The following is a 22,853-nucleotide window of genomic DNA, read 5'->3' on the forward strand; positions in this document are numbered from 1 at the left end:
ATTAATCAGAGTCCGCCATTACAATCTGATTTCGACCATTTTTCTTGGCATCATATAACGCATCATCAGCTCGCTTAATCGTATCACCAATAGTTTCGCCATGACTATACTCACTTAATCCAAAACTGGCAGTAATTTGCTGATTTACCGGGAAATTGTAATTTTGCACCTGATGCCGCATCTGATCAGCTAACTGAAAAGCGCCATTTTTGGTTGTTTGTGAGCAGAGAATGAGAAATTCCTCGCCGCCCCAACGACCAACGATATCGTTCTCACGCACCATGGACATTAACAGAGAAGCAAATTGTTTGATAACCTCATCGCCTATATCATGACCGTACTCGTCATTAATGGTTTTAAAAAAATCAACGTCCAGCAAAATGATTGAAAAGACCTGTCTGGTCTGGCTGGAAGTTTCCATTTCCACGTTAAACCGTTCATGTAACGCATAACGGTTCGCTAACCCGGTCAGGTGATCGTGGCGCGAGATTTGTTCTAACTGATTATTCAGATTACGCAGGTTTCGATTATGGTGATGGACCTGCCGATAACGATAAACCAATACTAACAACACTAACGACACGCCCACCAGTAATTGCCAGAATAACGCCGTATTATGTTGCTGAAACTCTATTGATAACCAATTGTTCAATACACGCTGTCGTTCAACTTCTGAAGTATCATCAATGGCCTTGTTGAAAATTTCGAGTAACTGGGGTTCACGGGTGCTCACTCCCACCGACATTGCATATTGCAGATCCAGCACATTGCTGATCTTCAGATGCGATATTCCCCAGCGAAGCATCTGATAATTAATGGTCGGTACCGTATCGATAAATCCATAGGCATTACCGGTTTCGACCATTTTCAGCCCTTCTCGTGAGGTGCTTACGGTGGTGATATTGATATCTGGATAACGATTACGCAACAATTCGACCCCCGCATAACCCCCCACCATCACAAAATCACGATGTTGGATTTGTTCAAACTTCACCACAAACTGATGATCGGGCTGAGTGGCTACAGCCAATGGATAAAAAATAAAGGGATTGCTGACATTGAGCCAGTCACGTCGACTGGGCACATCCTGCGCGCTGGCAAGAATATCGCAATTGCCATCCTGTATAAATTGCAAGGATTGCTCCCAGCTTTCCGTGTTGACCAGTTGGATGGGCATATTGATTTTGTCAGACCATAAAGCATAAAAGTCAGACATGATACCGGTGAACTTATCGCGCTCATCAATGCCTTCATAAGGCAGCCAGTCAGGATCAACACACAGCTTGATGACTTGTTTTTGGGTGAGATAAGCCTGTTCTGCTTTCGTCAAAACGACTTCTGCGTTGGCTGAAATATGCCCCGCCATAAAGCCAATCAAGATCAGTATTGTATGTATGTTTCTCTTAACCATCCCTGGCTTCATTGCCGACCTTAGTTCACTTTAGTTAATTATTATCCCGGATAAACACCCAATCATTTTTTTGACTCATTTCTTCACTGTAACGATAGCCATCCGAGTCAAATTGCTTGAGTTTTTCCGGAGAGTTAATTTGCTGGTCAATAATAAAACGACTCATCAGTCCACGCGCCTTTTTGGCATAAAAACTGATGATTTTGTACTGCCCGTTTTTCCAATCTTTAAAAACCGGGGTAATAATAGTCGCCTTGAGCTTTTTGGCATCGACGGCCTTAAAGTATTCATTTGACGCTAAATTGATCAACACGCCATCTTTCAGTGCTGGTTCAGCCTCCAGAGAGTGACGTATTTGATCTCCCCAAAAACTGTAAAGATCCCTGCCGGCATCATTCTGAAACGGGGTTCCCATTTCCAGACGATAGGGTTGCATTAAATCCAGGGGTCTTAACACCCCATATAAACCAGAGAGTATTCGTAAATGCTGCTGTGCAAAGTCCAGCCCCTTTTCATCCAGGGTCTCAGCAGCCAGTCCAGTATATACATCGCCTTTAAATGCCAGAATCGCCTGTTTGGCATTTTCTTCGGTAAAGGGTGTTTGCCATTGCTGAAACCGCGCCATATTCAAACCGGCAAGTTTGTCGCTGATCTTCATCAAATTGGCAATTTCCTGAGAAGACAGCTTTTTCAGTTGCTCAATCAATTGTTGTGATTGATCCAGAAAGCGAGGTTCAGAGTATTTATTAGTAGACACAGGCGTATCAAAATCAAGTGTCTTGGCCGGAGAAATTACAGTCAGCATAAGAAATTCAGTATTCCATCAATCAATTTTATTTTTTAGGGGCATCAGGATCATCACGGTCAGTGATGTCTTCATAGTCAGCAATATAATCGTCGTTATCATACACCGCTTCAACTTCCACCTCGTCATATAGTGGGTTGAATGGGAACGGTTTTTTCTCATCATTGTATGTCAGGAATAAAACAATTTGCTGTATAAAGCGTGACAAGTCTTTTGAAAACCCTCGAATAGCATCATTGGCGCTGCCACTAAATAATGCAAAGACAAACTGTACAATAACCACAATCGCTAATACTGACATCGTCAGATAGAGCACAAAACCGTAAAGCAACATATATAAAAGGCGTATCAGTTGGTTTTTTTCATCACTGTTTTTAAATTCCGTATTATCCATTTCATTTCTCCTGGTAGAGGATAGGTCAATATCACTTTAACACTTCCATAACTTGTTGCGGAAAGTCGAGCAATAAATTTCAATTAATGTTGCAAATGCCGAATTACTGGAGCAATTGGCCGCTTTATGGGAAACTTCAACGTTTATTTTGTTGATGACAGACTACCATGGACCGATTCTTTGCCTCGTTGGAAACATCGATAAACTGTTTTACTGAATACACTGGCAAACTTTGCAGCTGGTTGGTTTTGCTGCTGGTATTGTTAACCTGCTACGACGTAATGATGCGTTATCTGTTTCAACAGGGATCGGTCGGTTTACAGGAACTGGAATGGCATCTGTTTGCATTGATATTCCTGCTTGGTAGCGCTTATACGCTCAAACACGATGCGCATGTGCGGGTAGATATCCTTTATCGCAGTCAACGGCTTAGTGATATACATCGCGCCTGGATTGATGTCATAGGCATCATATTATTTCTGATGCCGTTTTGTCTGCTGATTCTGATCAGCAGCTGGCCATTTGCCTACAATGCCTATCTCTATCAGGAGGGGTCGCCTGACCCAGGCGGCCTGCCCTATCGTTTTCTTCTCAAAGCAGCTTTGTTACTGGGGTTTCTATTGATAATGATTCAGGCTGTGGCGGAGTTAATTCGTAATATCCGCATTATTCAACATCATCAGGAGCAAAAGTAATGGAATATATTGCATTACTGATGTTTGGCTTGTTGATCCTGTTACTGCTGACCGGCTATCCGGTCGCCTTTGTGCTCGGTGCCATCTCGCTGTTATTTGGTAGTATTTATCTGGGTTTTGACTTCTTCCAGCTGTTGCCATTTCGCATCTGGGGCATCATGACCAACTTCACCTTGTTGGCGGTGCCATTGTTTGTCTTTATGGGAGTAATACTGGAAAAATCCGGGGTGGCAGAAGAACTACTCGATACCATGGGCCGGGTGTTTGGGAGAATCCGCGGAGGGCTGGCAATATCCGTTGTCATGGTGGGTGCTTTGTTAGCCGCTACCACCGGGGTAGTAGGCGCATCAGTAGTCACCATGACCGTCATTGCTTTGCCATCGATGCTGAAACGAGGTTATGCCCCGTCTTTAGCCAGTGGCACTATTGCCGCTTCCGGCACCTTAGGACAAATTATTCCGCCCAGTATCATTCTGATCCTGTTAGGTGATGTTATCGGCGTACCGGTGGGTGAATTATTTATCGGTGCGGTAGTGCCAGGCATAATGCTGATTCTGGCTTACATTTTATATATAGTCTATGTCGCATGGCGCCATCCACACCTGGCACCAGCGGTACGGGATGATAACCCGGAACTGGCCGCGCTGTGGATCAGTGTATTAAAGAGTCTGCTACCCCCCTTATTGCTCATAATAGCGGTATTAGGTTCCATTTTTTATGGTATTGCCTCCCCCACAGAATCCGCTGCGGTGGGTGCACTGGGGTCATTGATACTGGCTGCTCTGCATCGTCGATTGACGCTGCCTAATCTTCGCGATGCTATGGAGAAAACAGCTCGTCTGACCAGCATGGTGTTCTTAATCTTTATTGGTGCCACCGCTTTTGGGCTGGTGTTCGTCGGCATGGGTGGGGATGGATTGATTCTGGATATTTTTTCAGGTCTGCCGGGAGGTAAATGGACGTTTTTAGTTCTCAGTATGTTACTGATATTCATACTGGGCTTTTTTCTCGATTTTATTGAAATCTGCTTTATTGTGGTGCCAATCATTGCACCGGTAGCAATCCATTTGAATATTGACCCATTGTGGTTTGCTCTGCTAATTGCAATTAACCTGCAAACATCATTTCTGACACCGCCGTTTGGTTTTTCACTGTTTTATCTGAAAGCCAGTGCACCACCCACCTTGAAATTGATGGATATCTATAGAGGCATCATGCCGTTTGTCGGTATTCAGATTATTGTGCTTGCACTGCTTATCAGTTTCCCGGCCATCTCACTTTGGTTGCCAAACTTGATGGGGTAAAGCCTGACTGCTAGGGCCTGTTGATCTTTCACGCTATCTCTTTTAAGGGTGTACCAAAGTCCAATTGTTTATTTTTTTGTATATCCATATCATACAATCGACTCCCATGTATCCTTTAAAGGAATAAGCCAAGTGCATGTCTCTAAATTAACCCTTGCCAGTCTCTTTTTTATCAGTTTCAGTCAGATGGCAAATGCCAGCCCTGTCGACGCCACTTCATTACTCAACCAATATAACCTCATTACTTCAGGCAATGTCTCAAGTACCTCAGAGGTCGAAGGAAACGCTCTTATTGGGGGCAATGTAAATGGCGGCCTTTACAACATGCATCAATCATCAAATGCTGCTGTGCCCTCACTGACGGTGGGTGGAAACGTTAGTGGCAACGTTCAAACCAAAGGCAAAGGCCTTAATGTAGGTGGAAATATTGCCGGGAATGTCACACTGAATGATGGTGGCGATGCCTTTGTTGGTTCGGTATCTGGATCCTTACAAAATAATGCAAACGGCAGCGGCTCCACCTCAGTTGTTGGTGATATTTCAGGTAATGTAAACACCAATGGCGGTAATACGATTTATGGCGGAAATCTGACAGGTTCGGCAAATGCCAATGGCGGCGGAACCGTATCAAACCAACCGGTTACCGCACCCTTCGAACCTGCAACTCAAGCTTTAAATGCGATGAATGTATTAAGCAATTTTTCTAACCAGTTATCCGGGCTTGACGCAAACAGTGGCTATAGAATTAATGGGGGAAAAGTCACTTTTAACGCCGTCGGTAACAATAGTGGGCTGGCAATCTTCAGCATCACGGATGCAAGTAGTTTTTTCGATAAAGCCTTTGAGTTTGATTTCAGCATGACCAACACGCAAAGCATTCTGTTTAATGTATTTGGTGGGGGTAATACCGAGTTTGATATCAAAGCGAACTTCCTGGCCAGTGCAGCGACCCTTTACGGCTCGATGTTTTTATGGAATTTTGTTGATGCTACCGAGCTCAATCTGGCCAGCCAATTCGGCGGTAGTATTCTGGCATTGAATGCAGCTGTGACGAATAGTAATAATATTGAGGGCACGCTAGCCGCTAAAAGCCTGACACAATATGGTGAGATTCATTCTCAACCTACTAATTTCGTCCCACCGGCAGCAGTTCCTGTCCCAGCCGCATTGCCCTTGTTTCTGAGTGGTTTGATTGGATTTTTCTCACTTCGTCGTAATCGCAAAAAATCACTTTAATTTAAGTTATAAAACCAAAAAGCCACCAACGACATCGTTGGTGGCTTCTAGATTTCTCAGCTTTCAATAAATGCAATGCCTTGTACCTGGCTGATATTATTCTCATCAAGCTCTAACATCATTAAACGATCCAGCCCCAATGCCACGCCACTGCATTGCGGTAAACCAGACTGCATCGCTGTCAGCAGGTTTTCATCTATCGGCATTTGAGGTTTGCCTTGTTGCAGACGCAATTGATTATCGTGTTCAAAACGTTGACGTAATTCGGTGGCATCACACAATTCGTCATAGCCATTGGCCAGCTCTATTCCACCAGCATATAACTCAAAACGACTGGCGACCTGATATCCTTCAGCATTTATTTTGATTTTCGCCAACTGCGCCTGAGAAGCAGGAAACTCTGTAACCATCACCGGCATTTCCAGCGCTTTAAGCTGTGGTTCAATTACTTCGCTCATCAGCATTTCCAGCCAGCCATCCCGATCAGTTTGCCAATCAGCAGTAAGCCCGGGTATGCGATCCAATGCAATTTGCTTCAACAAAACATCATCAGCCTGATAAATATCCAGCTGCAGATATTTCGCGAATAAATCACGATAAGGAAAAATGATTGCAGCAGGTAAGCCGATCACCTGTTGCATCAAAGCATCGACTTCTGCCATTAACTCTGTCAGTGAAAACCCTGGTCGATACCACTCCAGCATGGAAAATTCGGGCGCATGCTGGCGACCCAACTCACCATTACGAAACACCGTGGCAATTTGATAAATCGCGCCGCTACCAGCCGCCAGCAAGCGTTTCATCGCAAATTCAGGTGAAGTATGCAAATACAGGACTTTGGAGTCGCTGCCAGCCTCGAACCGGGTAGAGAAATTGTCAAGATAAGGCGCGGTAGGTGCTGCCGAAGATAAAATGGGAGTATTCACTTCCAGAACATTGCGGACTGAAAAAAACGGCGGACATTTGCCAGAAGCTTTGCCCGCCGTTTTAATATGTTCTGTAATTGCTCATTGTGAAGCATTATTCAGACTTAGGTTTAAGGCATGTAAGCTTGCTACATGCACCACTAAAAACACAAAAACTGATAATGAGTTTAATCTTTTTTAGCACGTTCGACGTATGATGCTGAACGAGTATCAACACGCAACACTTCACCAATTTCGATAAATAACGGGACTCGCACTACTGCACCAGTTTCCAGCGTTGCCGGTTTACCACCACCACCAGAAGTATCACCACGCACCCCCGGATCAGTTTCAACTACTGCCAGATTAACGAAATTAGGTGGCGTCACCAGCAGTGGTGTGCCATTCCATAGTGTGACTGTATAAACATATTGTTCTTTCAGCCAGTCTTTACTGTCAGCAATCGCATTGGCATCGGCAGCATATTGTTCAAAACTACTGGGATCCATAAAGTGCCAGAATTCACCGTCACTGTAGGAAAATTCCAGATCGATTTCGACAACGTCAGCGCTTTCTACAGATTCGTTAGTTTTGAAAGTACGTTCATTAACGCGACCGGTTTTAAGGTTACGGAATTTAACGCGGTTAAATGCCTGACCTTTACCTGGTTTCACAAATTCATTTTCGATGATGCTGCAAGGATCGCCATCCATCATGAATTTCAGTCCGGCTTTAAACTCATTTGTACTATAACTTGCCATGCTTACCTCTTTTGGGGGACGATCGTCGCCTGTTCACAAAATCAAAGCCCACTATGATACCGCAATCGCAAGCTGACGTAATCTTTGCTGATTGGCAGGATGAATTAAGTCATGCCATTAAAAACCCAACAGTCTTGCTGCAAATGCTCGGACTGGAGAATCATCTGCAAACGATTGATGCGGAGAGCTTAAAAAAATTCCCGCTGCGAGTAACGCAAAGTTACATTAATAAAATGCATTATGGCGACGCCAGCGATCCGCTTTTACGTCAGGTTTTCCCGCTGATTGATGAAACTATTGAGGTCGAAGGTTTTTCAGCGGATCCTGTGGGGGATCATTTGGCGATCAGCTCACCCGGCATTTTGCATAAATATCAGGGCCGTGCATTATTGCTGACCACCGGTGCCTGTGCCATTCATTGTCGTTATTGTTTTCGCCGACATTTCCCTTATAGCGAAAGCAATCCATTAGCGAGTCAGTGGCAACAATCGGTAGCTGCACTGCAAAGTGATAACAGTATTCGTGAAGTAATTTTCAGTGGCGGCGATCCATTGGCATTAACCGATACAAAATTAGCCGCCATGGTAGAGGACTTACAAAAAATCGCACATATCAAACGTTTGCGAATTCATACACGGCTGCCATTAGTGCTGCCAAAACGGATTTGCAACAGCTTATTGAACTGGATCAGCAGCACTTCCTTACGGGTGGTGATGGTCATCCATGCCAATCATGCCAATGAAATTGATGCTGAAACTGCTGAGACGCTATCAGAGTTACGTAATGCTGGATGTGAGTTATTGAACCAGGCTGTGTTGTTACGGGGAGTTAATGATGATGCGGACAGCTTAATCGCTCTTAGTGAGAGATTAAGCGAGGTTCAGGTAGTGCCTTATTACCTGCATTTACTCGATAAAGTAAAAGGCGCCAGTCATTTTGATGTGGATGAACAGCAAGGAATAGAGCTCATTGCTGCCATGCGTCGCGAATTACCTGGCTACCTTGTGCCGCGCCTAGTACGCGAGCAACAAGGTGAAGCCAGTAAAACCATTATTGCTTAGGCGCTTTTTTCCGTTCCGACATCGGAATATATTCACGCTGTTCATGACCGACATAAATCTGTGTCGGACGATAAATACGGTTATTGGAAATCTGTTCACGCCAATGTGCCAGCCAACCCGCTGAGCGTGCTACTGCAAACAACGCGGTGAATTGATCTTCCGGAATGCCCATTTCGGAATACAAAATACCCGAATAGAAATCCACATTCGGATAAACGCCTTTATGTCCCAGACGATCGACACAGACTTCTTCCAGCTTCATCGCCGTGGCAAACATTTTATCCAGTGAACCACCACGTTCTTCCACCAGCTTGGTCACCAGCTTATGCAGGATAGTGGCTCGAGGGTCTTTGACCTTATATTCACGATGTCCCATGCCCCAGATAACTTCTTTGTTGGCCAGTTTCTTGTCAACCCAGGCTTCAACATTATCGGGTGAACCGATTTCCTGCAGCATGCCTACCACACGTTGGTTAGCACCACCATGTAATGGACCAGATAAGGTTCCAATTGCTGCTGAGATAACGCTGTAAGGCGATGCTAATGTTGAACCGGCAACCAAAGCTGCAAACGTTGAGGCGTTCAGGGTATGTTCGGCATGCAGAATCAGGCAAACATCCATAATGCGCGCCATCAGACTATCCGGTTCTTTACCGGTAAACATATACAACAGATTTTCCGCAACTGACAAATCATCACGTGGATTGATCGGATCATAGCCCTGACGCATGTGTTCCCACATCGCGACCAAAGGTGCCATCTGCGCGATAATATTGACCGTCATATTGCGGACATAGTCGATATCTTTACAACTTTCAGCATCGGTCAGACATTCGGTGCCCGGATAGAACATACCTAAACTGCAAACCGCTGTTTGCAACATATCCATCGGATGACCGGTATGTGGGAAATGACGCATCATTTCACGAATATGATATTTAATACGATAACTGCTGCGCAGCTGTTTGGAAAAGCGATTTAATGCAGCTTTAGTGGGTAATTCGCCATCCAGTAGCAATAGCGTAGTTTCTTCAAAAGTACTGTTGGTTGCCAGTGTTTCCAGTGGATAACCACGGTAACTAAGGATGCCTTTTTCGCCATCAATAAATGAAATGGCTGACTTCGTGGCAGGCACACCTTCCAGGCCGGGTAAAAAATCGCTCATCTACTACCTCGTGTTTAAATCCAGCTGGTGGAGTTATTGAAATTGGGGGTCATTATACTGCAATGGGGAAAGACCGAAACCCCGAGCAGACCAGCGTAAAGAAAGTTGAAAATCAGCCTAACGAATCAGCCCAGATGTTTTCGGCCCAGCCCTGAGCATAGCGACCTTCCTCTTCACTTGCCGTCTCGGAAACCCCACCACTGGGGTGAGGAACCATATCCTGACTGCTTTTATCATAACGATAAACCGCGGCAACATGCCCTGCCTGTTGTCCATCGACAAAACTGTAACAGGTATTGCTGAAAATGGGTTGCTGCTCAGGTATTTCTTCACGCAATAGAGCGATGACCGCAGCAGCACAGACCTTGGCTTGCTGGTTAGCTATATGAGCAGATTTGGGCACCTTCGCCGCCACCGAATCCCCTATCACATGCACTCGTTCAACTGCTGTCGACTCATAGGTCAGAAAGTCTACATCACACCAGCGATTATCTACATTAACCACGCCAGCCATTGCAGCCACCGCCCCGGCCTTTTGCGGAGGAATGACGTTTAAAACATCGGCTTGGTAGTGATCAAAAAAACTTTCAACCTCCAGATTGGCGACATTGACCGATTCAATTGGGTTCATTGGCTGATACTCGATTAAACCAGCATATTGCTGTTGCCACGCTTCGGTAAATAAGGCTTTTTTAGAGACAATATCCGGGTTGGCATCTAATATCAGTAGTTTACCAGTGGGATTGTGTTGTTTAAGATGCAATGCGATCTGACAAGCACGTTCATAAGGCCCAGGAGGACAGCGAAAAGGTGCAGCCGGGACAGTCATTATCACGACTCCACCCTGCCGCATCGACTTAAGCTGATTGGCTAATAACAAAGTCTGCTCACCTGCTTTCCAGGCATGGGGAACATGTTCCTGAGCTTCAGCCGTAGCAAGGATAGGCAACTGGTCATAAATGAAACTGACGCCCGGGGCAATAATCAACCGGTCATAGTCAACTCGACTTTTATCTGCAAGCCACAGTTGACGGTTTTCAGTATCAACAGCAATAACTTCCGATTGTACAAAGCGAATAGCTTTATCTGTCTGTAAAGCAGTGTACTTGCGAGTAAGCTGTGACAGACTGCGATTGCCGCTAAGCACCAGATTACTCTGTGGACAGGATATAAACTGACTGTTTTTTTCTATCAATGTGATTTCAAGTTCTGGCGCCCACATTGCCAGATATCGCGCTGCAGTGGCTCCAGCAAACCCACCACCAATAACTACGACTTTCTGTTTTTGATTACGAAAACAAGCAGTAGATAATCCCAATGGCAGGGCTGCCATAGCCGATAAATAAGCTGCATTTTTTAACACTTGTCGACGCTTGATAGTCATATCAGAGCACTCAGCTGTTAATAATTATTGACTCAAGAGACTTTTTCACCCTGAGCCTGCAGATCGGCATGATAAGACGATCGCACCATTGGTCCACTGGCCACATGTTCAAAGCCCATTTCCTTACCTGCTACTGCCAGCTCGTCGAACTCTGCTGGAGTGACAAAACGCTCAACTGCCAGATGATGCCTGCTAGGTTGCAGATACTGACCCAGCGTCAGCATCCGACAACCATGATCGCGTAAATCCTGCATCACCTGTTTAACTTCATCGATGCTTTCACCCAAACCGAGCATCAGGCCAGATTTAGTGGGCACTTCAGGATGCATTTGCTGAAAGCGCTGAATCAGATCTAATGACCATTGATAATCCGAGCCAGGTCGAACGGCTTTGTAGAGTCTGGGGATACTTTCCAGATTGTGATTAAAAATATCCGGTGGATTATCCGCCAGTATCTCCAGCGCCACATCCATACGACCACGAAAATCAGGCACCAGCACTTCAATACGGGTTTGTGGCGATTGCTGACGAATTTCACTGATGCAGCGGCTGAAATGGGCAGCGCCACCATCACGTAAATCATCACGATCGACCGAGGTCACCACTACATGTTTGAGCTGCATGGCGGCAATGGTTTTTGCCAGATGATTCGGTTCATTATCATCTAATGCATCAGGACGGCCATGCGCCACATCACAGAAAGGGCAACGTCGGGTACAAATATTGCCCATGATCAGAAATGTCGCCGTACCGTGGGCAAAACACTCCCCAAGATTTGGACAGGACGCTTCTTCACACACGGTGTGCAAATCATGATCACGCAACATTTGTTTGATGCGCTGTACTTCAGGTGCACCTTGTGATTTGGCACGAATCCATTCCGGTTTGCGCTTAGGATCACTAGGAACGATTTTTATGGGAATACGCGCGACTTTAGAGGCACCTTTAAGCGCTTTTACATCACGTTTTACCGGTTCAACCGTGTCAGTCATGTGTTGCTACCTTGTTGCATGTGTGCGAGAAAAACAGACACAAATTGTTGTTTTACTGAGGCCATATCGACCGTTGCACCTAATGTTTTCATATCGGTCATTTGCATGCCTGCGTAACCACAGGGATTGATATCGGCAAATGGCTGTAAATCCATATCAATGTTTAAACTCAGGCCATGATAACAGGCGCCGCGTTTGACCCGTAATCCCAGTGAAGCAATTTTCGCTTCGCCACAGTACACTCCAGGGGCATCTTTACGAGCATATGCGTCAATCTTATGCTCGTCCAGCATGGCAATAACCGTGTTTTCCATACAACTGATCATATTGCGTACGCCCATGCCGAAACGACGTAAATCAATTAATGGATAAACGATTAATTGTCCCGGACCATGGTAGGTTATTTGACCACCACGATCAGTTCGTACCATCGGAATTGTATTTTGTCTCAGCAGATGACCGTCCTGACCATTAAACCCCTGAGTGTAAACAGGATAATGTTCTAATAACCACAGTTCATCTTCGGTGTGATTATCACGTTGCTGCGTGAACTGCTGCATGGCTAGCAGGGTTGGTTGATAATCCCGTAGGCCGAGATCCTGTATCTTCATCAGAGCACGTATTTAACGGCATCGTGACTACTGAGTTCCTGATAGATAGCGTCCAGTTGTTTTTTACTGGTCGCCTCAATAACCACGGTGATGGAAGTATATTTGCCCCCTGAGCTCTGTCTACTGGTGACAGCTCCTTCAGTAATATCACCAGCATGCTTGCGGACGATTTCCACCACAATATTATCCAACTGCGGGTGGGTTTCTCCCATTGCCTTTACCGGATATTCACAGGGAAATTCCAGTAACGTCTCTTCGCCGTTTGATTCACTCATCAGATTACCTCTTGTTTATAGCGCTGAAACAAGATGTCCATTTGTTGCCACACGGGGCCGGGTTTACCATTACCAACGATTTCACCATCCAATAAGGTCACTGGCACCACTTCTTTGGTTGAACTGCTGATCCAGATCTCATCCGCATTTCGCAGAGCTGATTCACTGACGGCTCTTTCATGTAGCGGCATATCATTTTGCGCCGCCAGCTCAATAATCAGATCACGGGTAATGCCAGGCAATACTTTTTCATCTTTTGGCGCAGTAAAGATGACACCGTCGATGACCACATACGCATTACTGGCTGAACCCTCGGTCAGATAATTATCGCGGAGCAATAACGCTTCCTGTGCACCAGCATCCTGCGCCAACTGTTTCATCAGACTGTTTGCCAGCAAGGTAATTGCTTTAATATCGCAACGCATCCAGCGAATATCGGCTGTGGTAATGGCCTTGATACCATCCGTCTTCCAGCTATCGGCAACCGGATGCAGCGGATTACTCATCAGAAACACACTAGGTGCCACACCAATCGGAAAGATATGATCTCTTGGTGCTACGCCCCGGGTGACCTGCAAATACAACGACTGATCGCCCGCATTATTCCGGGCGATCAAATCATTAATAATGCCGGTCCATTGCGCATCTGAAAACGGGTTTTCGATCCGTACGCCGTCCAGACTATTCTGCAATCGCTGCAGGTGCCTATCGAGTAAAAAAGCGCTTCCGGCATACACCGGAATCACTTCATAAATGCCATCACCTAATAAATATCCGCGGTCATACACAGAGACCTGAGCTTTATCAGCGGGGATAAATTCGCCGTTAAGATAAACTATTGCCACGAAACATTAACCCCAGATAAGCATCAACAAACTGTCGAGGATTCGTCTCCACCAGCTGCCTTTTTCAACCTCTTCCACAGCCACCAGTTTACGAGTGGCAACCACTTCATCGCCCAAACGGATTTCCACCTCTCCCAGCTCAGTGCCTTTGGCAACTGGAGCGACAACAGGCTGTTGGATATTGGTTGAGGCCTGCAAGTCTTTATAACGTCCGCGAGGAACCGTAATAGATAATGGCTGTGCCAGACCCAGATTCAACTGATCAGTTTGCCCCTTCCAAACCTTGGTTTGAGTAATCGCCTCATCTGCCGCATAAAGCTGATGCGTTTCAAAGAAACGGAAACCAAAATTAAACATTTTTTGGATTTCCTGGGCTCGTGCATTTTCACTTGCCGTGCCAAGAACCACAGCAATCAGGCGCATACCATCACGCTTTGCTGATGCAGATAAGCAGTATCCAGCCTCTTCGGTGTGACCGGTTTTCAATCCATCAACCGTATTATCACGCCATAACAATTTATTACGATTGTGCTGAGTAATACCGTTGTAGGTATATTCCTTTTCTGCATACCATTGGTAATGTTCGGGAAAATCCCGGATTAAGGCTGCTGAAAGGATCGCAATATCATGCGCCGTGGTGTAATGCTCTGGTCCCGGCAAACCGGTGGCATTTTGATAGTTGGTATTGACCATACCCAGTTTCTGAGCATATTGATTCATCATCTGGGCAAACACTTCTTCGCTACCCGCAACATGTTCAGCCAGCGCTACAGCAGCATCATTACCTGATTGCACGATCATGCCTCGCAACAGGGCTTCCACGGTTACCTTAGTGTTCACCTCAATAAAGCTGCGTGAGCCAATCATGCGCCAGGCTTTTTCACTGATTAATACTTCATCATCAAGTTTAATATTGCCATCGTGGATTTCCTGGGAAACCACATAAGAGGTCATTAATTTGGTAATGCTGGCCGGTGGCAGACGCTCATCTGCATTTTCGGACATTAAAATATGTCCGCTATCGTAATCCTGCAAAATATGGGCAGTACCCGCAATTGAGGGTGCTGTAGGATTCGGCGTGATCATTCCCGCCGAACTGATAGTGGCGACACTGAAAAGTAGCCCTGCCAGGCTCATTTTGAAAATTTTAATCATTTAGTTACTCTCAATAAAAAACAGTTATTCCTTGATAAGCCGGGTATCAGAAAAACCTAATCCCATTAGTTGATTAGCGATCCTATCGCTATATTCAACACTTTCAAGTGGGCCAATCCGAACCCGGTATAAGGGAGTTTGAACACGTTCAACAGATGAAATATGAACTCGCTCTTGAATCTGTTGTTGAACTTGTTGCTTTATCTGTTCTGCCCTGCTTAATGTGCTGAATGCTCCTATTTGCAGAAACAGTCCGACTTTCCCCATTGTTGTGGTTTGGGTTGAAACAGCATTTGCTGTGGGTGTTACATTGGCGACTACATCTTTTTTAGCGGTAGTAGACGCAACGACATTCTTACTGCTGATTGCCCTTACTTCAACCTGGCCAGTACCTTTATCAATAATACCCAGCTTGGTTGCGGCGCTATAGGATAAATCTATCAATCGATCATCATGAAACGGTCCACGATCATTAATTTTTACCACGACCTTGCGTCCATTCTCCAGGTTGATGACTTCAGCATAACTTGGTAAAGGTAATGTTTTATGAGCAGCCGTCATCGCATACATATCGTAAGGCTCACCACTGGAGGTGCGTCTGCCATGAAACTTTGTACCGTACCAGGATGCTTTGCCACGCTCTACATAATTTTCACTACTGGCAAGTGTGTAATATCTTCTGCCGAACACTTCATATGAAGCTGGATTACCATATTTACTTCTTGGTTCATCACGTGGGACTGCATCCGGGATTTTCGAAACATCCGGTTTTACTTTTGGTGCAGAATCCTGTTGTTCAGTCACGGTTCCACAGGACCAAAGCCCCGTCAGCATTATCGATAAAGTTAAATACTTAACTACACGCTGTTTCATTTTACAGACTCATAACCATCACGAATCGCTTCTGCCAATTGGATAACAGCCATGGCATACATACGGCTGTGATTGTAACGGGTTATCGCATAAAAATTTTGCCGGCCTAACCATAGCTCTTCACCATCGGGCTGGGTCAGGCTGAAAACGGTAATCGCATCTTCACCCTCGGGTAATTTATCGGTGCTCAAACCGGATTTTCTTAACTCTTCACGCGTTACGGTAGGCTTCAATCCGCGATCAATCAAATCCTGTGGCAGATCATTACCTTCGTACTTTGTAGCATGCACAATGCTTTCGCCTGGCTGCCAGCCGTGACGACGCAGATAATTCGCGATACTGCCGATAGCATCCGTTGGATTATTCCAGATATCACGGTGGCCATCATTATCAAAATCGACAGCATATTCACGAAAACTGCTAGGCATAAATTGTCCCAGCCCCATGGCCCCGGCATAAGAACCAATCGGTTCCAGTTGAGACATCTCCTCTTCGCGAGTCAGGATTAAAAAGTTTTTCAATTCCGAGCGGAAAAAAGTGCTACGCGGAGGGTAACGAAAGGCCAGAGTAGATAAGGCATCCAGAACCCGGAAACTGCCCATGTTGCCGCCAAAACGGGTTTCTACACCGAGAATAGCCAGGATTATTTCAGCAGGTACACCCAATTCTTTTTCAGCTCTTTCTAACGTATCGGCATGTTTTTTCCAATAAGCTACACCCGCATTAATACGTGCCTGATCGAGGAAAATCTCGCGATATTCATACCACGGCTTACTTTTCTCAGCAGGTCTGGAAATAGCTTTAAGAATGCTATCTTTGACTTCAACCTCAGCAAACAGGTTTTCCAGTTCGGCTCTGTCAAACGCATGTTCTTCAACCATTTCATCAATAAATTTATCCACATCCGGTAGTTCAGGATTGGCAAATGCTGGCGTCATTATCAGGCTTAACAGTGTAGCGGTAATGTGTTTCTTCACGGTGACATCATCCTCCGATGAGTGTGTATGGACATCAGGATACCGAAGCCTGCCAGCAAGGTCACCATGGATGTACCTCCATAGCTGATCAGTGGCAGCGGCACCCCGACAACAGGTAAAAGACCAGTAACCATTCCTACATTTACAAAAACATAGACCAGAAATGTAATGGCAATACTGCCCGCCAATAATTTCATGTAACTCAATTGCGCTTGAGCAGCTATATAGAGGCCTCTCGCAGTAATTAACAGATAAACTGTAATCAACAGTGTCAAACCAATCAGACCAAATTCTTCTGCAATCACCGCAAAAATAAAATCGGTGGAGCGTTCCGGTAAAAACTCCAGATGCGACTGCGTCCCCTGTAGCCAGCCACGACCTTGTAACCCACCCGATCCAATCGCAATCTTCGATTGAATAATATGATAGCCGGCACCTAGTGGGTCCGACTCAGGGTTAAATAAGGTCATCACCCGGCGTCGCTGATAGTCATGCATGAAGTACCATAATACCGGCGCAGCTGCAGCGGCCAGAGCCAGAAAACTCATGATCAATCGCCAGGAAACACCCGACAGAAAAACCACTATCAACCCCGAACTGGCAATTAACAATGCCGTTCCCAGATCTGGCTGTTTGGCAATTAACAAGGCTGGAACAGCAATCATCACCAGTGCAAAAAACATTCTGACAAAGCTGGGCGGTAATGGTCTATCTGCCAGATAAACGGCTACTACCAAAGGCACCGCCAGCTTCATAATCTCAGATGGTTGAAAGCGGAAAAAACCCAAATCAAGCCAACGCTGAGCGCCTTTTCCTATCGTGCCAAACAATAAAACAGCAATCAGCATTAGCAGTCCGACTGCATAAATCCAAAACGCAACATCTTTGAATCGATCGGGATGTATCTGCGCCAGAAGAATCATCACCGTTATGGCGATTGCCATTCTGACTCCCTGACGTAGCAATAAACCAATGTCTTCACCGCCACTGCTATATAGCACGACAGAACTGAACAGCAGCAGCGTCAGGATGCCCAATATTAATAAGCCATCCAGGTGCACACGTTGCAATCCTGAGCGCCACTGAAATCCGGGCACCCGTCGTCTGTCCTGCAGCAAACCGCTCATCGCTCTGGGCGACTGTCTTACCTCATTCCGTAACTGGCTCATCAGTCTCAATTCCAAAATATACATCGATAAGCTTACGTGCAATTGGAGCGGCTGTGGCACTGCCACTTCCCCCATTTTCTACGACTACTGCAATCGCTATTTCAGGATCATCCGCCGGGGCAAAAGCCACAAAAAGCGCATGATCATGTAATTTTTTGGCCAGTAACTCCGCATCATACTTAGCATCCTGGGCTATTCCGAATACTTGTGCTGTGCCTGTTTTCCCTGCAATCTGGAATGGTAAATCTGTTCCAATATGTCTTGCCGTACCACGTTTGCCGTGGACCACTTCAACCATCGCTTCGATTACCGACTGCCAATGACTGGAATTTTGTATCGGTAAACTGTCAGCCTGTTGCACACCCAACAACTGCATACCTTCGTCATTATCCGCTTTGGTAGCGCGAACCAGTTGGGGGGTATAAACCGTTCCCATCATTCCAAGCGTTGCGGTTGCATGAGCCAGTTGAATTGGCGTCATCTGATTAAATCCCTGCCCTATCCCCGATATCAGCGTTTCACCGGGATACCAGGCCTGATTGCGCTGATTACGCTTCCACTCTCTGGAAGGAGACAAACCTTTACTCTCACCAGGAATATCGACACCTGTCTGATGACCAAAACCAAACAAATCCAGAAAGCCATGTAACCGATCAATCCCAATTGCATGTGCTAAATCATAAAAATACACGTCACAGGATTCGGCCATCGCACTTTTCAGATCAACGTGACCATGTCCTATGCGTTTCCAGCAGCGGTACCGATGAGAATTGCCTGGTAATGAATAAAAACCAGGGCAAAATGTTCGGCTTTGTTGGGTCACGACATTTAACTCCAAACCCGCCAGAGCAACAAAGGGTTTGAATGTCGATCCCGGGGGATAATGACCGCGCAATGCACGATTAAACAGGGGTTGATCGATGGAGTCACGCAATTCTGCATACTCTTTGACGCTAATGCCGTTCACGAAAGAGTTTGGATCGTAATCCGGTTTGCTGACCAAGGCTAACACACCACCGTTTTTTGTATCGAGTACGACAACAGAGCCATTATATTCACCCAATGCTTCTGCGGCCGCCTGCTGCAGGTTAATATCAAGATGCAAATACAGATCCTGTCCTGCAGTGGCCGGTTCACTGAAAAGTTCTCTAACGGTGCGCCCCTGCACATTGGTTTCAACCTGACGATACCCTACTGTGCCATGCAGAAAATCTTCGTATTGTTTTTCAACACCGGTTTTACCTATCTGCAGTGTACCTTTGTAATTTTGTCGATCAATAACCTGTGTTTCCTGCTGATTGATACGACCGACATAACCCACCGCATGAGCAAAAAGCGGTCCCTGCGGATAATGCCGTATCAACCGGCCTACCACATCAACACCCGGGAAACGATGACGATTAACTGAAAACAATGCGACTTCTTTCTGAGTCAGCTGGTTACGAACCACTATTTCTTCGAAGGCTCGATGACGTTTACGGCGTTCATTAAACGCATCAATATCTTCAGCGGTTAGTGATAACAGCTCAGCCAATTCGGCAATTGTTTGATCCACATTCTGTACTTTCTCCGGGATCAACTCGAGACTGAATGTCGGAATATTTTCGGCCAGTAACACACCATTACGATCGTAAATCAAGCCGCGTTGAGGCGCTAACGGCTCAATATCCACCCGATTGCGATTGGAAAGTGAATCAAAGTGTTCAAATTCGACAATCTGCAGCATCACCAAGCGAAAAATAATGATGCCAAACAACACTAGCGAAAAAAGCCCGGCGAATATCAGTCGGTTACTGACCAGTCGACTTTCACGAAAATGGTCTTTGAGCCTGTGCCGGGGATCGATCACAATCAACTCACCTGAAAACTACGACGTATTTTCCTTAATACGGCATACACAAAGGGCCAGACCAGTGTACTGGTCAGTATGGTCAACCAGTGGTTCCAACTGAAGGTGATCGGCGCACTCAGCATCACGATAAAATGCACCAGAGAAACCAGGGACAATATTGTAAAAGCCTGTTGCCAAAGAGGATATTGACGAATTTGCAAATGTAAACGCCCCACCAGATAAATCACCAGTGCATAGGCAAATGCATGAATCCCCAGAATACCTCCGGTGACCACATCCATCACCAATCCGGTAAACCAGGCAACGCCAATGCTGACCCGTTGTGGTAAAGCCATTGCCCAGTAAATCAGCGTGATAGCAACCCATTCCGGACGTGCATATCGAAGCGTATCTGGCAGTGGCACCAGCATTAATAAAATGGCGAATAACAAGGTAATGTATATGACACTGCTATGCTGTGACTTCACCAGAACCATCAGTTACTTTCCTCCGATGGCGTCACTGGCGCATCCACTGCAGGCTGTTCTTCCAATGCAGGCTGTTCTTCCACTGCAGGTAAATCACTTTCTTCAATTTGCAAAGGATATGTAATACCGAAATCAATTTTTTCACCCGGCAGTACCAACATGACTTCTCGACTGGTTGCCAACCGAGCAGCTGGACTAACGCTAATTTCGGCAAAAGATTTTCCCTGAGGGAAGTTTACTGAGATCACCTTTCCAACGGGGTAACCAACCGGGAAACGCCCCCCAGGCCCGAGGTTACCAATAGATCTCCAACGCGCACATCGGCATTGTGCGGTAAAAACTCCATCTGTAAATTTTCTCCCAGACCCCGCCCAGTGACCACAGCGCGTAAGCCATTTCTGACAATCTGTACTGGAATACTGTGGCTGGGGTCGGTTAACAACACGACGCGGCTGGAAAACTGGCTGACTTCCGCCACCTGTCCCATGACACCTAGAGAATCGAGTACTGGCTGCCCTTCATAGACGCCAAAGGTTTCACCTTTATCGATGATGACATGCTGATAAAAAGGATCTAAGTCGACACTGAGCAGTTCGGCAACCTGCACCCGTTCCTGTAGACGAAATGATGAACCAAGCAATTCTCGCAAGCGCATGTTTTCACTTTCCAGCGCCTGCATTTTCTGCATCCGCACACTATTAGTGAGGTTTTGTGCTTCAAGCTTCATGATTTTCTCACGCAGTTGCCGATGGCCCTGAAAAAAATCAGTAAACCATGTGGAGAAATCGTCTGGCATAGAGGCGAGTTTCTGTACCGGATAAACAGCCGTAGACAGGGTCATCCTGACGGGCTTGAAATAATCCAGTCGTGTATCCAGAAAATACAATAACAACGATGCGACTACTGCAAGCAGCATCCGAGTATTTAATGAAGGTGTTTGGGCAAATAACGGTTTAATGGCTCAGTTCCGAAAATGAAAAGACCTTCACAAATAACCTTGCTATTTGTAAAGGTCAAATACCTACTTCAATCTGACTGAAGACTATTCAAACGTAAATACGTCGCTCCCGCGTTCGTCAATAAGTTCTAATGCACGACCACCCCCTCTGGCAACACAGGTCAGCGGGTCTTCTGCGACAATGGCTGGCAAGCCGGTTTCTTCCATTAACAGGCGATCCAGGTCTCTTAGTAACGCACCACCACCCGTCAGCACGATGCCTCGTTCAGCAACGTCAGCACCCAGTTCCGGCGGTGTCTGTTCCAGCGCAGTTTTCACTGCAGCGACAATACCGGCTAATGGATCCTGCAACGCTTCCAGTATTTCATTACTGTTCAGTGTGAAACTGCGGGGGATTCCTTCTGCCAGATTACGTCCACGTACTTCCATTTCTCGGACTTCGTTTCCAGGATAGGCAGAACCGATTTCTTTTTTGATCTTTTCAGCAGTGGCTTCACCAATCAATGTGCCGTAATTCCGACGGACATAATTGACAATCGCCTCATCGAACAAATCACCACCGATTCGCACTGAAGCTGAATAAACAATCCCGTTCAGTGAGATAATCGCGACTTCAGTGGTGCCACCACCAATATCCAGCACCATCGAGCCGCTGGCTTCTTCTACCGGCATACCGGCACCAATGGCTGCTGCCATCGGTTCTTCAATCAAAAATACATCACGCGCACCGGCGCCGGCAGCAGATTCACGAATTGCCCGACGTTCGACTTGTGTTGAGCCGCAGGGTACGCAGACCAAAACGCGCGGACTTGGTTTTAAAAAGCGACCTTCATGCACCTTGCGAATAAAATGCTGCAACATTTTTTCAGTGACAGTGAAATCGGCTATAACACCATCTTTCAATGGACGTATCGCAGTGATATTGCCAGGGGTCCGCCCTAACATTCTTTTAGCTTCTGCACCTACCGCGGCGATCGAGCGAGGGCCGCCTGGCCCCTTATCCTGTCGAATTGCGACTACTGAAGGTTCATCCAAAACGATGCCCCGGCCGCGCACATAAATCAGCGTATTCGCTGTACCCAGATCGATAGACAGATCGTTAGAGAAGATCCCACGTAAACGTTCAAACATTGAAGAAACCACATCCGGAAGAGGTAAAATGGATACTTTAGCAATGCTCAGGTCTGTTGGGCAAGCAACTAATGATTTAAACTTCAACTTTGTGAAATCAATTAACTTACGGGACGACTGATGAGTTTAGATAAATCCGATGTAGAAAAAATCGCGCATCTTGCGCGGCTTGCCATTGATGAAAGCACGATTCCTGATTACGCCCGAGATCTTAATAACATTCTCAATCTGGTCGAACAGATGAGCGCGGTGAATACCGATGCAGTCAGTCCCATGGCGCACCCACTGGATGCACACCAACGATTGCGTGAGGATGTGGTATCCGAAACTGACCAACGTGAATTGTTCCAGTCTATTGCCCCTAAAACCGACGCTGGCGTCTACCTGGTTCCACAGGTCATCGAATAAATCCAACACAGGCAAGTAC

24 protein-coding genes and 1 pseudogene are annotated in these 22,853 nt (G+C 46.1%); 5 read left to right on the plus strand and 20 right to left on the minus strand.

What is annotated here, in order from left to right; all coding sequences use genetic code 11:
• Nucleotide 1 precedes the first annotated feature (1 nt).
• From AC08OG_RS11490 to AC08OG_RS11500, 3 genes are read right to left on the minus strand one after another with little or no spacing between them, the layout of a single operon-like run.
• A complete protein-coding gene (locus AC08OG_RS11490) occupies nucleotides 2–1,411 on the minus strand; it encodes a diguanylate cyclase (RefSeq protein WP_482929569.1) in 1,410 nt (469 codons plus the stop codon).
• A 34-nt stretch (nucleotides 1,412–1,445) separates the two neighbouring features.
• Nucleotides 1,446–2,216 (minus strand): peroxide stress protein YaaA, encoded by a 771-nt coding sequence (gene yaaA / locus AC08OG_RS11495; RefSeq protein WP_292399947.1) that lies wholly within the window; start codon nucleotides 2,214–2,216, stop codon nucleotides 1,446–1,448.
• Between the two features lie 28 nt (nucleotides 2,217–2,244).
• On the minus strand, nucleotides 2,245–2,610 hold the full coding sequence (locus AC08OG_RS11500; RefSeq protein WP_292399950.1) for a DUF4389 domain-containing protein: 366 nt from the start codon (nucleotides 2,608–2,610) through the stop codon (nucleotides 2,245–2,247).
• Nucleotides 2,611–2,777: 167 nt separating this feature from the next.
• Between AC08OG_RS11500 and AC08OG_RS11505 the strand changes: the two genes are divergently transcribed.
• The 3 genes from AC08OG_RS11505 (at nucleotide 2,778) to AC08OG_RS11515 (ending at nucleotide 5,845) form a co-directional block, all read left to right on the plus strand.
• On the plus strand, nucleotides 2,778–3,305 hold the full coding sequence (locus AC08OG_RS11505) for a TRAP transporter small permease subunit (RefSeq protein WP_292399953.1): 528 nt from the start codon (nucleotides 2,778–2,780) through the stop codon (nucleotides 3,303–3,305).
• The gene (locus tag AC08OG_RS11510; protein ID WP_292399956.1) at nucleotides 3,305–4,609 is read left to right on the plus strand and encodes a TRAP transporter large permease; all 1,305 of its coding nucleotides are present in this window, start codon (nucleotides 3,305–3,307) and stop codon (nucleotides 4,607–4,609) included. Before AC08OG_RS11505 ends, AC08OG_RS11510 begins: the two co-directional genes overlap by 1 nt.
• 132 nt (nucleotides 4,610–4,741) lie before the next feature.
• Nucleotides 4,742–5,845 carry a choice-of-anchor A family protein gene (locus tag AC08OG_RS11515; RefSeq protein ID WP_482929570.1) on the plus strand — a complete coding sequence of 368 codons (1,104 nt, stop codon included), beginning with the start codon at nucleotides 4,742–4,744 and terminating at the stop codon, nucleotides 5,843–5,845.
• A gap of 56 nt (nucleotides 5,846–5,901) precedes the next feature.
• Here the strand turns inward: AC08OG_RS11515 and epmA are convergent, their stop codons facing one another.
• Nucleotides 5,902–6,849, minus strand: coding sequence for an EF-P lysine aminoacylase EpmA (epmA, locus tag AC08OG_RS11520; protein WP_482930551.1), 948 nt, complete (start codon nucleotides 6,847–6,849; stop codon nucleotides 5,902–5,904).
• Between the two features lie 89 nt (nucleotides 6,850–6,938).
• Nucleotides 6,939–7,511, minus strand: a complete 573-nt coding sequence (efp, locus tag AC08OG_RS11525) for an elongation factor P (RefSeq protein ID WP_041354687.1) — start codon at nucleotides 7,509–7,511, stop codon at nucleotides 6,939–6,941.
• 53 nt (nucleotides 7,512–7,564) lie between these two features.
• Here efp and epmB point away from each other — a divergent pair, with 53 nt between their 5' ends.
• On the plus strand, nucleotides 7,565–8,572 hold the full coding sequence (gene epmB, locus AC08OG_RS11530; RefSeq protein WP_482929571.1) for an EF-P beta-lysylation protein EpmB: 1,008 nt from the start codon (nucleotides 7,565–7,567) through the stop codon (nucleotides 8,570–8,572).
• On the opposite strand, the gene AC08OG_RS11535 is transcribed toward epmB, so the two are convergent.
• The 15 genes and pseudogenes from AC08OG_RS11535 to AC08OG_RS11605 all read right to left on the minus strand — a co-directional run bounded on the left by AC08OG_RS11535 (nucleotide 8,562) and on the right by AC08OG_RS11605 (nucleotide 22,426).
• Complete coding sequence (locus tag AC08OG_RS11535; protein ID WP_292399967.1) at nucleotides 8,562–9,737, minus strand: citrate synthase; 1,176 nt, start codon at nucleotides 9,735–9,737, stop codon at nucleotides 8,562–8,564. The two genes, epmB and AC08OG_RS11535, sit on opposite strands and share 11 nt — an antisense overlap.
• Before the next feature lie 112 nt (nucleotides 9,738–9,849).
• Complete coding sequence (locus AC08OG_RS11540) at nucleotides 9,850–11,121, minus strand: FCSD flavin-binding domain-containing protein (protein ID WP_482929572.1); 1,272 nt, start codon at nucleotides 11,119–11,121, stop codon at nucleotides 9,850–9,852.
• A 32-nt stretch (nucleotides 11,122–11,153) separates the two neighbouring features.
• A complete protein-coding gene (gene lipA, locus AC08OG_RS11545; RefSeq protein WP_482929573.1) occupies nucleotides 11,154–12,113 on the minus strand; it encodes a lipoyl synthase in 960 nt (319 codons plus the stop codon).
• Nucleotides 12,110–12,724: a lipoyl(octanoyl) transferase LipB gene (gene lipB, locus AC08OG_RS11550; protein ID WP_482929574.1), complete on the minus strand. Its 615-nt coding sequence runs from the start codon at nucleotides 12,722–12,724 to the stop codon at nucleotides 12,110–12,112. Before lipB ends, lipA begins: the two co-directional genes overlap by 4 nt.
• Nucleotides 12,724–12,999, minus strand: coding sequence for an HP0495 family protein (locus AC08OG_RS11555; protein ID WP_292353773.1), 276 nt, complete (start codon nucleotides 12,997–12,999; stop codon nucleotides 12,724–12,726). Before AC08OG_RS11555 ends, lipB begins: the two co-directional genes overlap by 1 nt.
• A complete protein-coding gene (gene dat / locus AC08OG_RS11560) occupies nucleotides 12,999–13,844 on the minus strand; it encodes a D-amino-acid transaminase (RefSeq protein WP_482929575.1) in 846 nt (281 codons plus the stop codon). The genes AC08OG_RS11555 and dat overlap by 1 nt, the downstream gene beginning before the upstream one ends.
• A 6-nt stretch (nucleotides 13,845–13,850) precedes the next feature.
• Nucleotides 13,851–14,999 (minus strand): D-alanyl-D-alanine carboxypeptidase family protein, encoded by a 1,149-nt coding sequence (locus AC08OG_RS11565; protein WP_292399979.1) that lies wholly within the window; start codon nucleotides 14,997–14,999, stop codon nucleotides 13,851–13,853.
• 24 nt (nucleotides 15,000–15,023) lie between these two features.
• A complete protein-coding gene (locus tag AC08OG_RS11570) occupies nucleotides 15,024–15,872 on the minus strand; it encodes a septal ring lytic transglycosylase RlpA family protein (protein WP_292353768.1) in 849 nt (282 codons plus the stop codon).
• Complete coding sequence (gene mltB, locus AC08OG_RS11575; protein ID WP_482929576.1) at nucleotides 15,869–16,849, minus strand: lytic murein transglycosylase B; 981 nt, start codon at nucleotides 16,847–16,849, stop codon at nucleotides 15,869–15,871. The genes AC08OG_RS11570 and mltB overlap by 4 nt, the downstream gene beginning before the upstream one ends.
• Nucleotides 16,846–17,976: a rod shape-determining protein RodA gene (gene rodA / locus AC08OG_RS11580; RefSeq protein WP_292354105.1), complete on the minus strand. Its 1,131-nt coding sequence runs from the start codon at nucleotides 17,974–17,976 to the stop codon at nucleotides 16,846–16,848. Before rodA ends, mltB begins: the two co-directional genes overlap by 4 nt.
• Nucleotides 17,977–17,998: 22 nt before the next feature.
• A complete protein-coding gene (gene mrdA, locus AC08OG_RS11585; protein ID WP_482929577.1) occupies nucleotides 17,999–19,867 on the minus strand; it encodes a penicillin-binding protein 2 in 1,869 nt (622 codons plus the stop codon).
• Nucleotides 19,868–19,869: 2 nt separating this feature from the next.
• Nucleotides 19,870–20,346 carry a rod shape-determining protein MreD gene (mreD, locus tag AC08OG_RS11590; protein WP_482929578.1) on the minus strand — a complete coding sequence of 159 codons (477 nt, stop codon included), beginning with the start codon at nucleotides 20,344–20,346 and terminating at the stop codon, nucleotides 19,870–19,872.
• Nucleotides 20,346–20,519 (minus strand): hypothetical protein, encoded by a 174-nt coding sequence (locus AC08OG_RS11595; RefSeq protein ID WP_482930571.1) that lies wholly within the window; start codon nucleotides 20,517–20,519, stop codon nucleotides 20,346–20,348. The genes mreD and AC08OG_RS11595 overlap by 1 nt, the downstream gene beginning before the upstream one ends.
• A 30-nt stretch (nucleotides 20,520–20,549) precedes the next feature.
• Nucleotides 20,550–21,253: pseudogene (gene mreC / locus AC08OG_RS11600) on the minus strand (rod shape-determining protein MreC); the annotation flags it as partial.
• Nucleotides 21,254–21,379: 126 nt separating this feature from the next.
• On the minus strand, nucleotides 21,380–22,426 hold the full coding sequence (locus AC08OG_RS11605) for a rod shape-determining protein (protein WP_041354692.1): 1,047 nt from the start codon (nucleotides 22,424–22,426) through the stop codon (nucleotides 21,380–21,382).
• Nucleotides 22,427–22,546: 120 nt separating this feature from the next.
• On the opposite strand from AC08OG_RS11605, the gene gatC reads away from it, so the two are divergent.
• Entirely contained in the window at nucleotides 22,547–22,834 is a 288-nt protein-coding gene (gene gatC, locus AC08OG_RS11610) for an Asp-tRNA(Asn)/Glu-tRNA(Gln) amidotransferase subunit GatC (protein WP_014707980.1), read from the plus strand.
• Nucleotides 22,835–22,853 lie beyond the last annotated feature (19 nt).

This window comes from Methylophaga sp. F7, assembly GCF_056863975.1.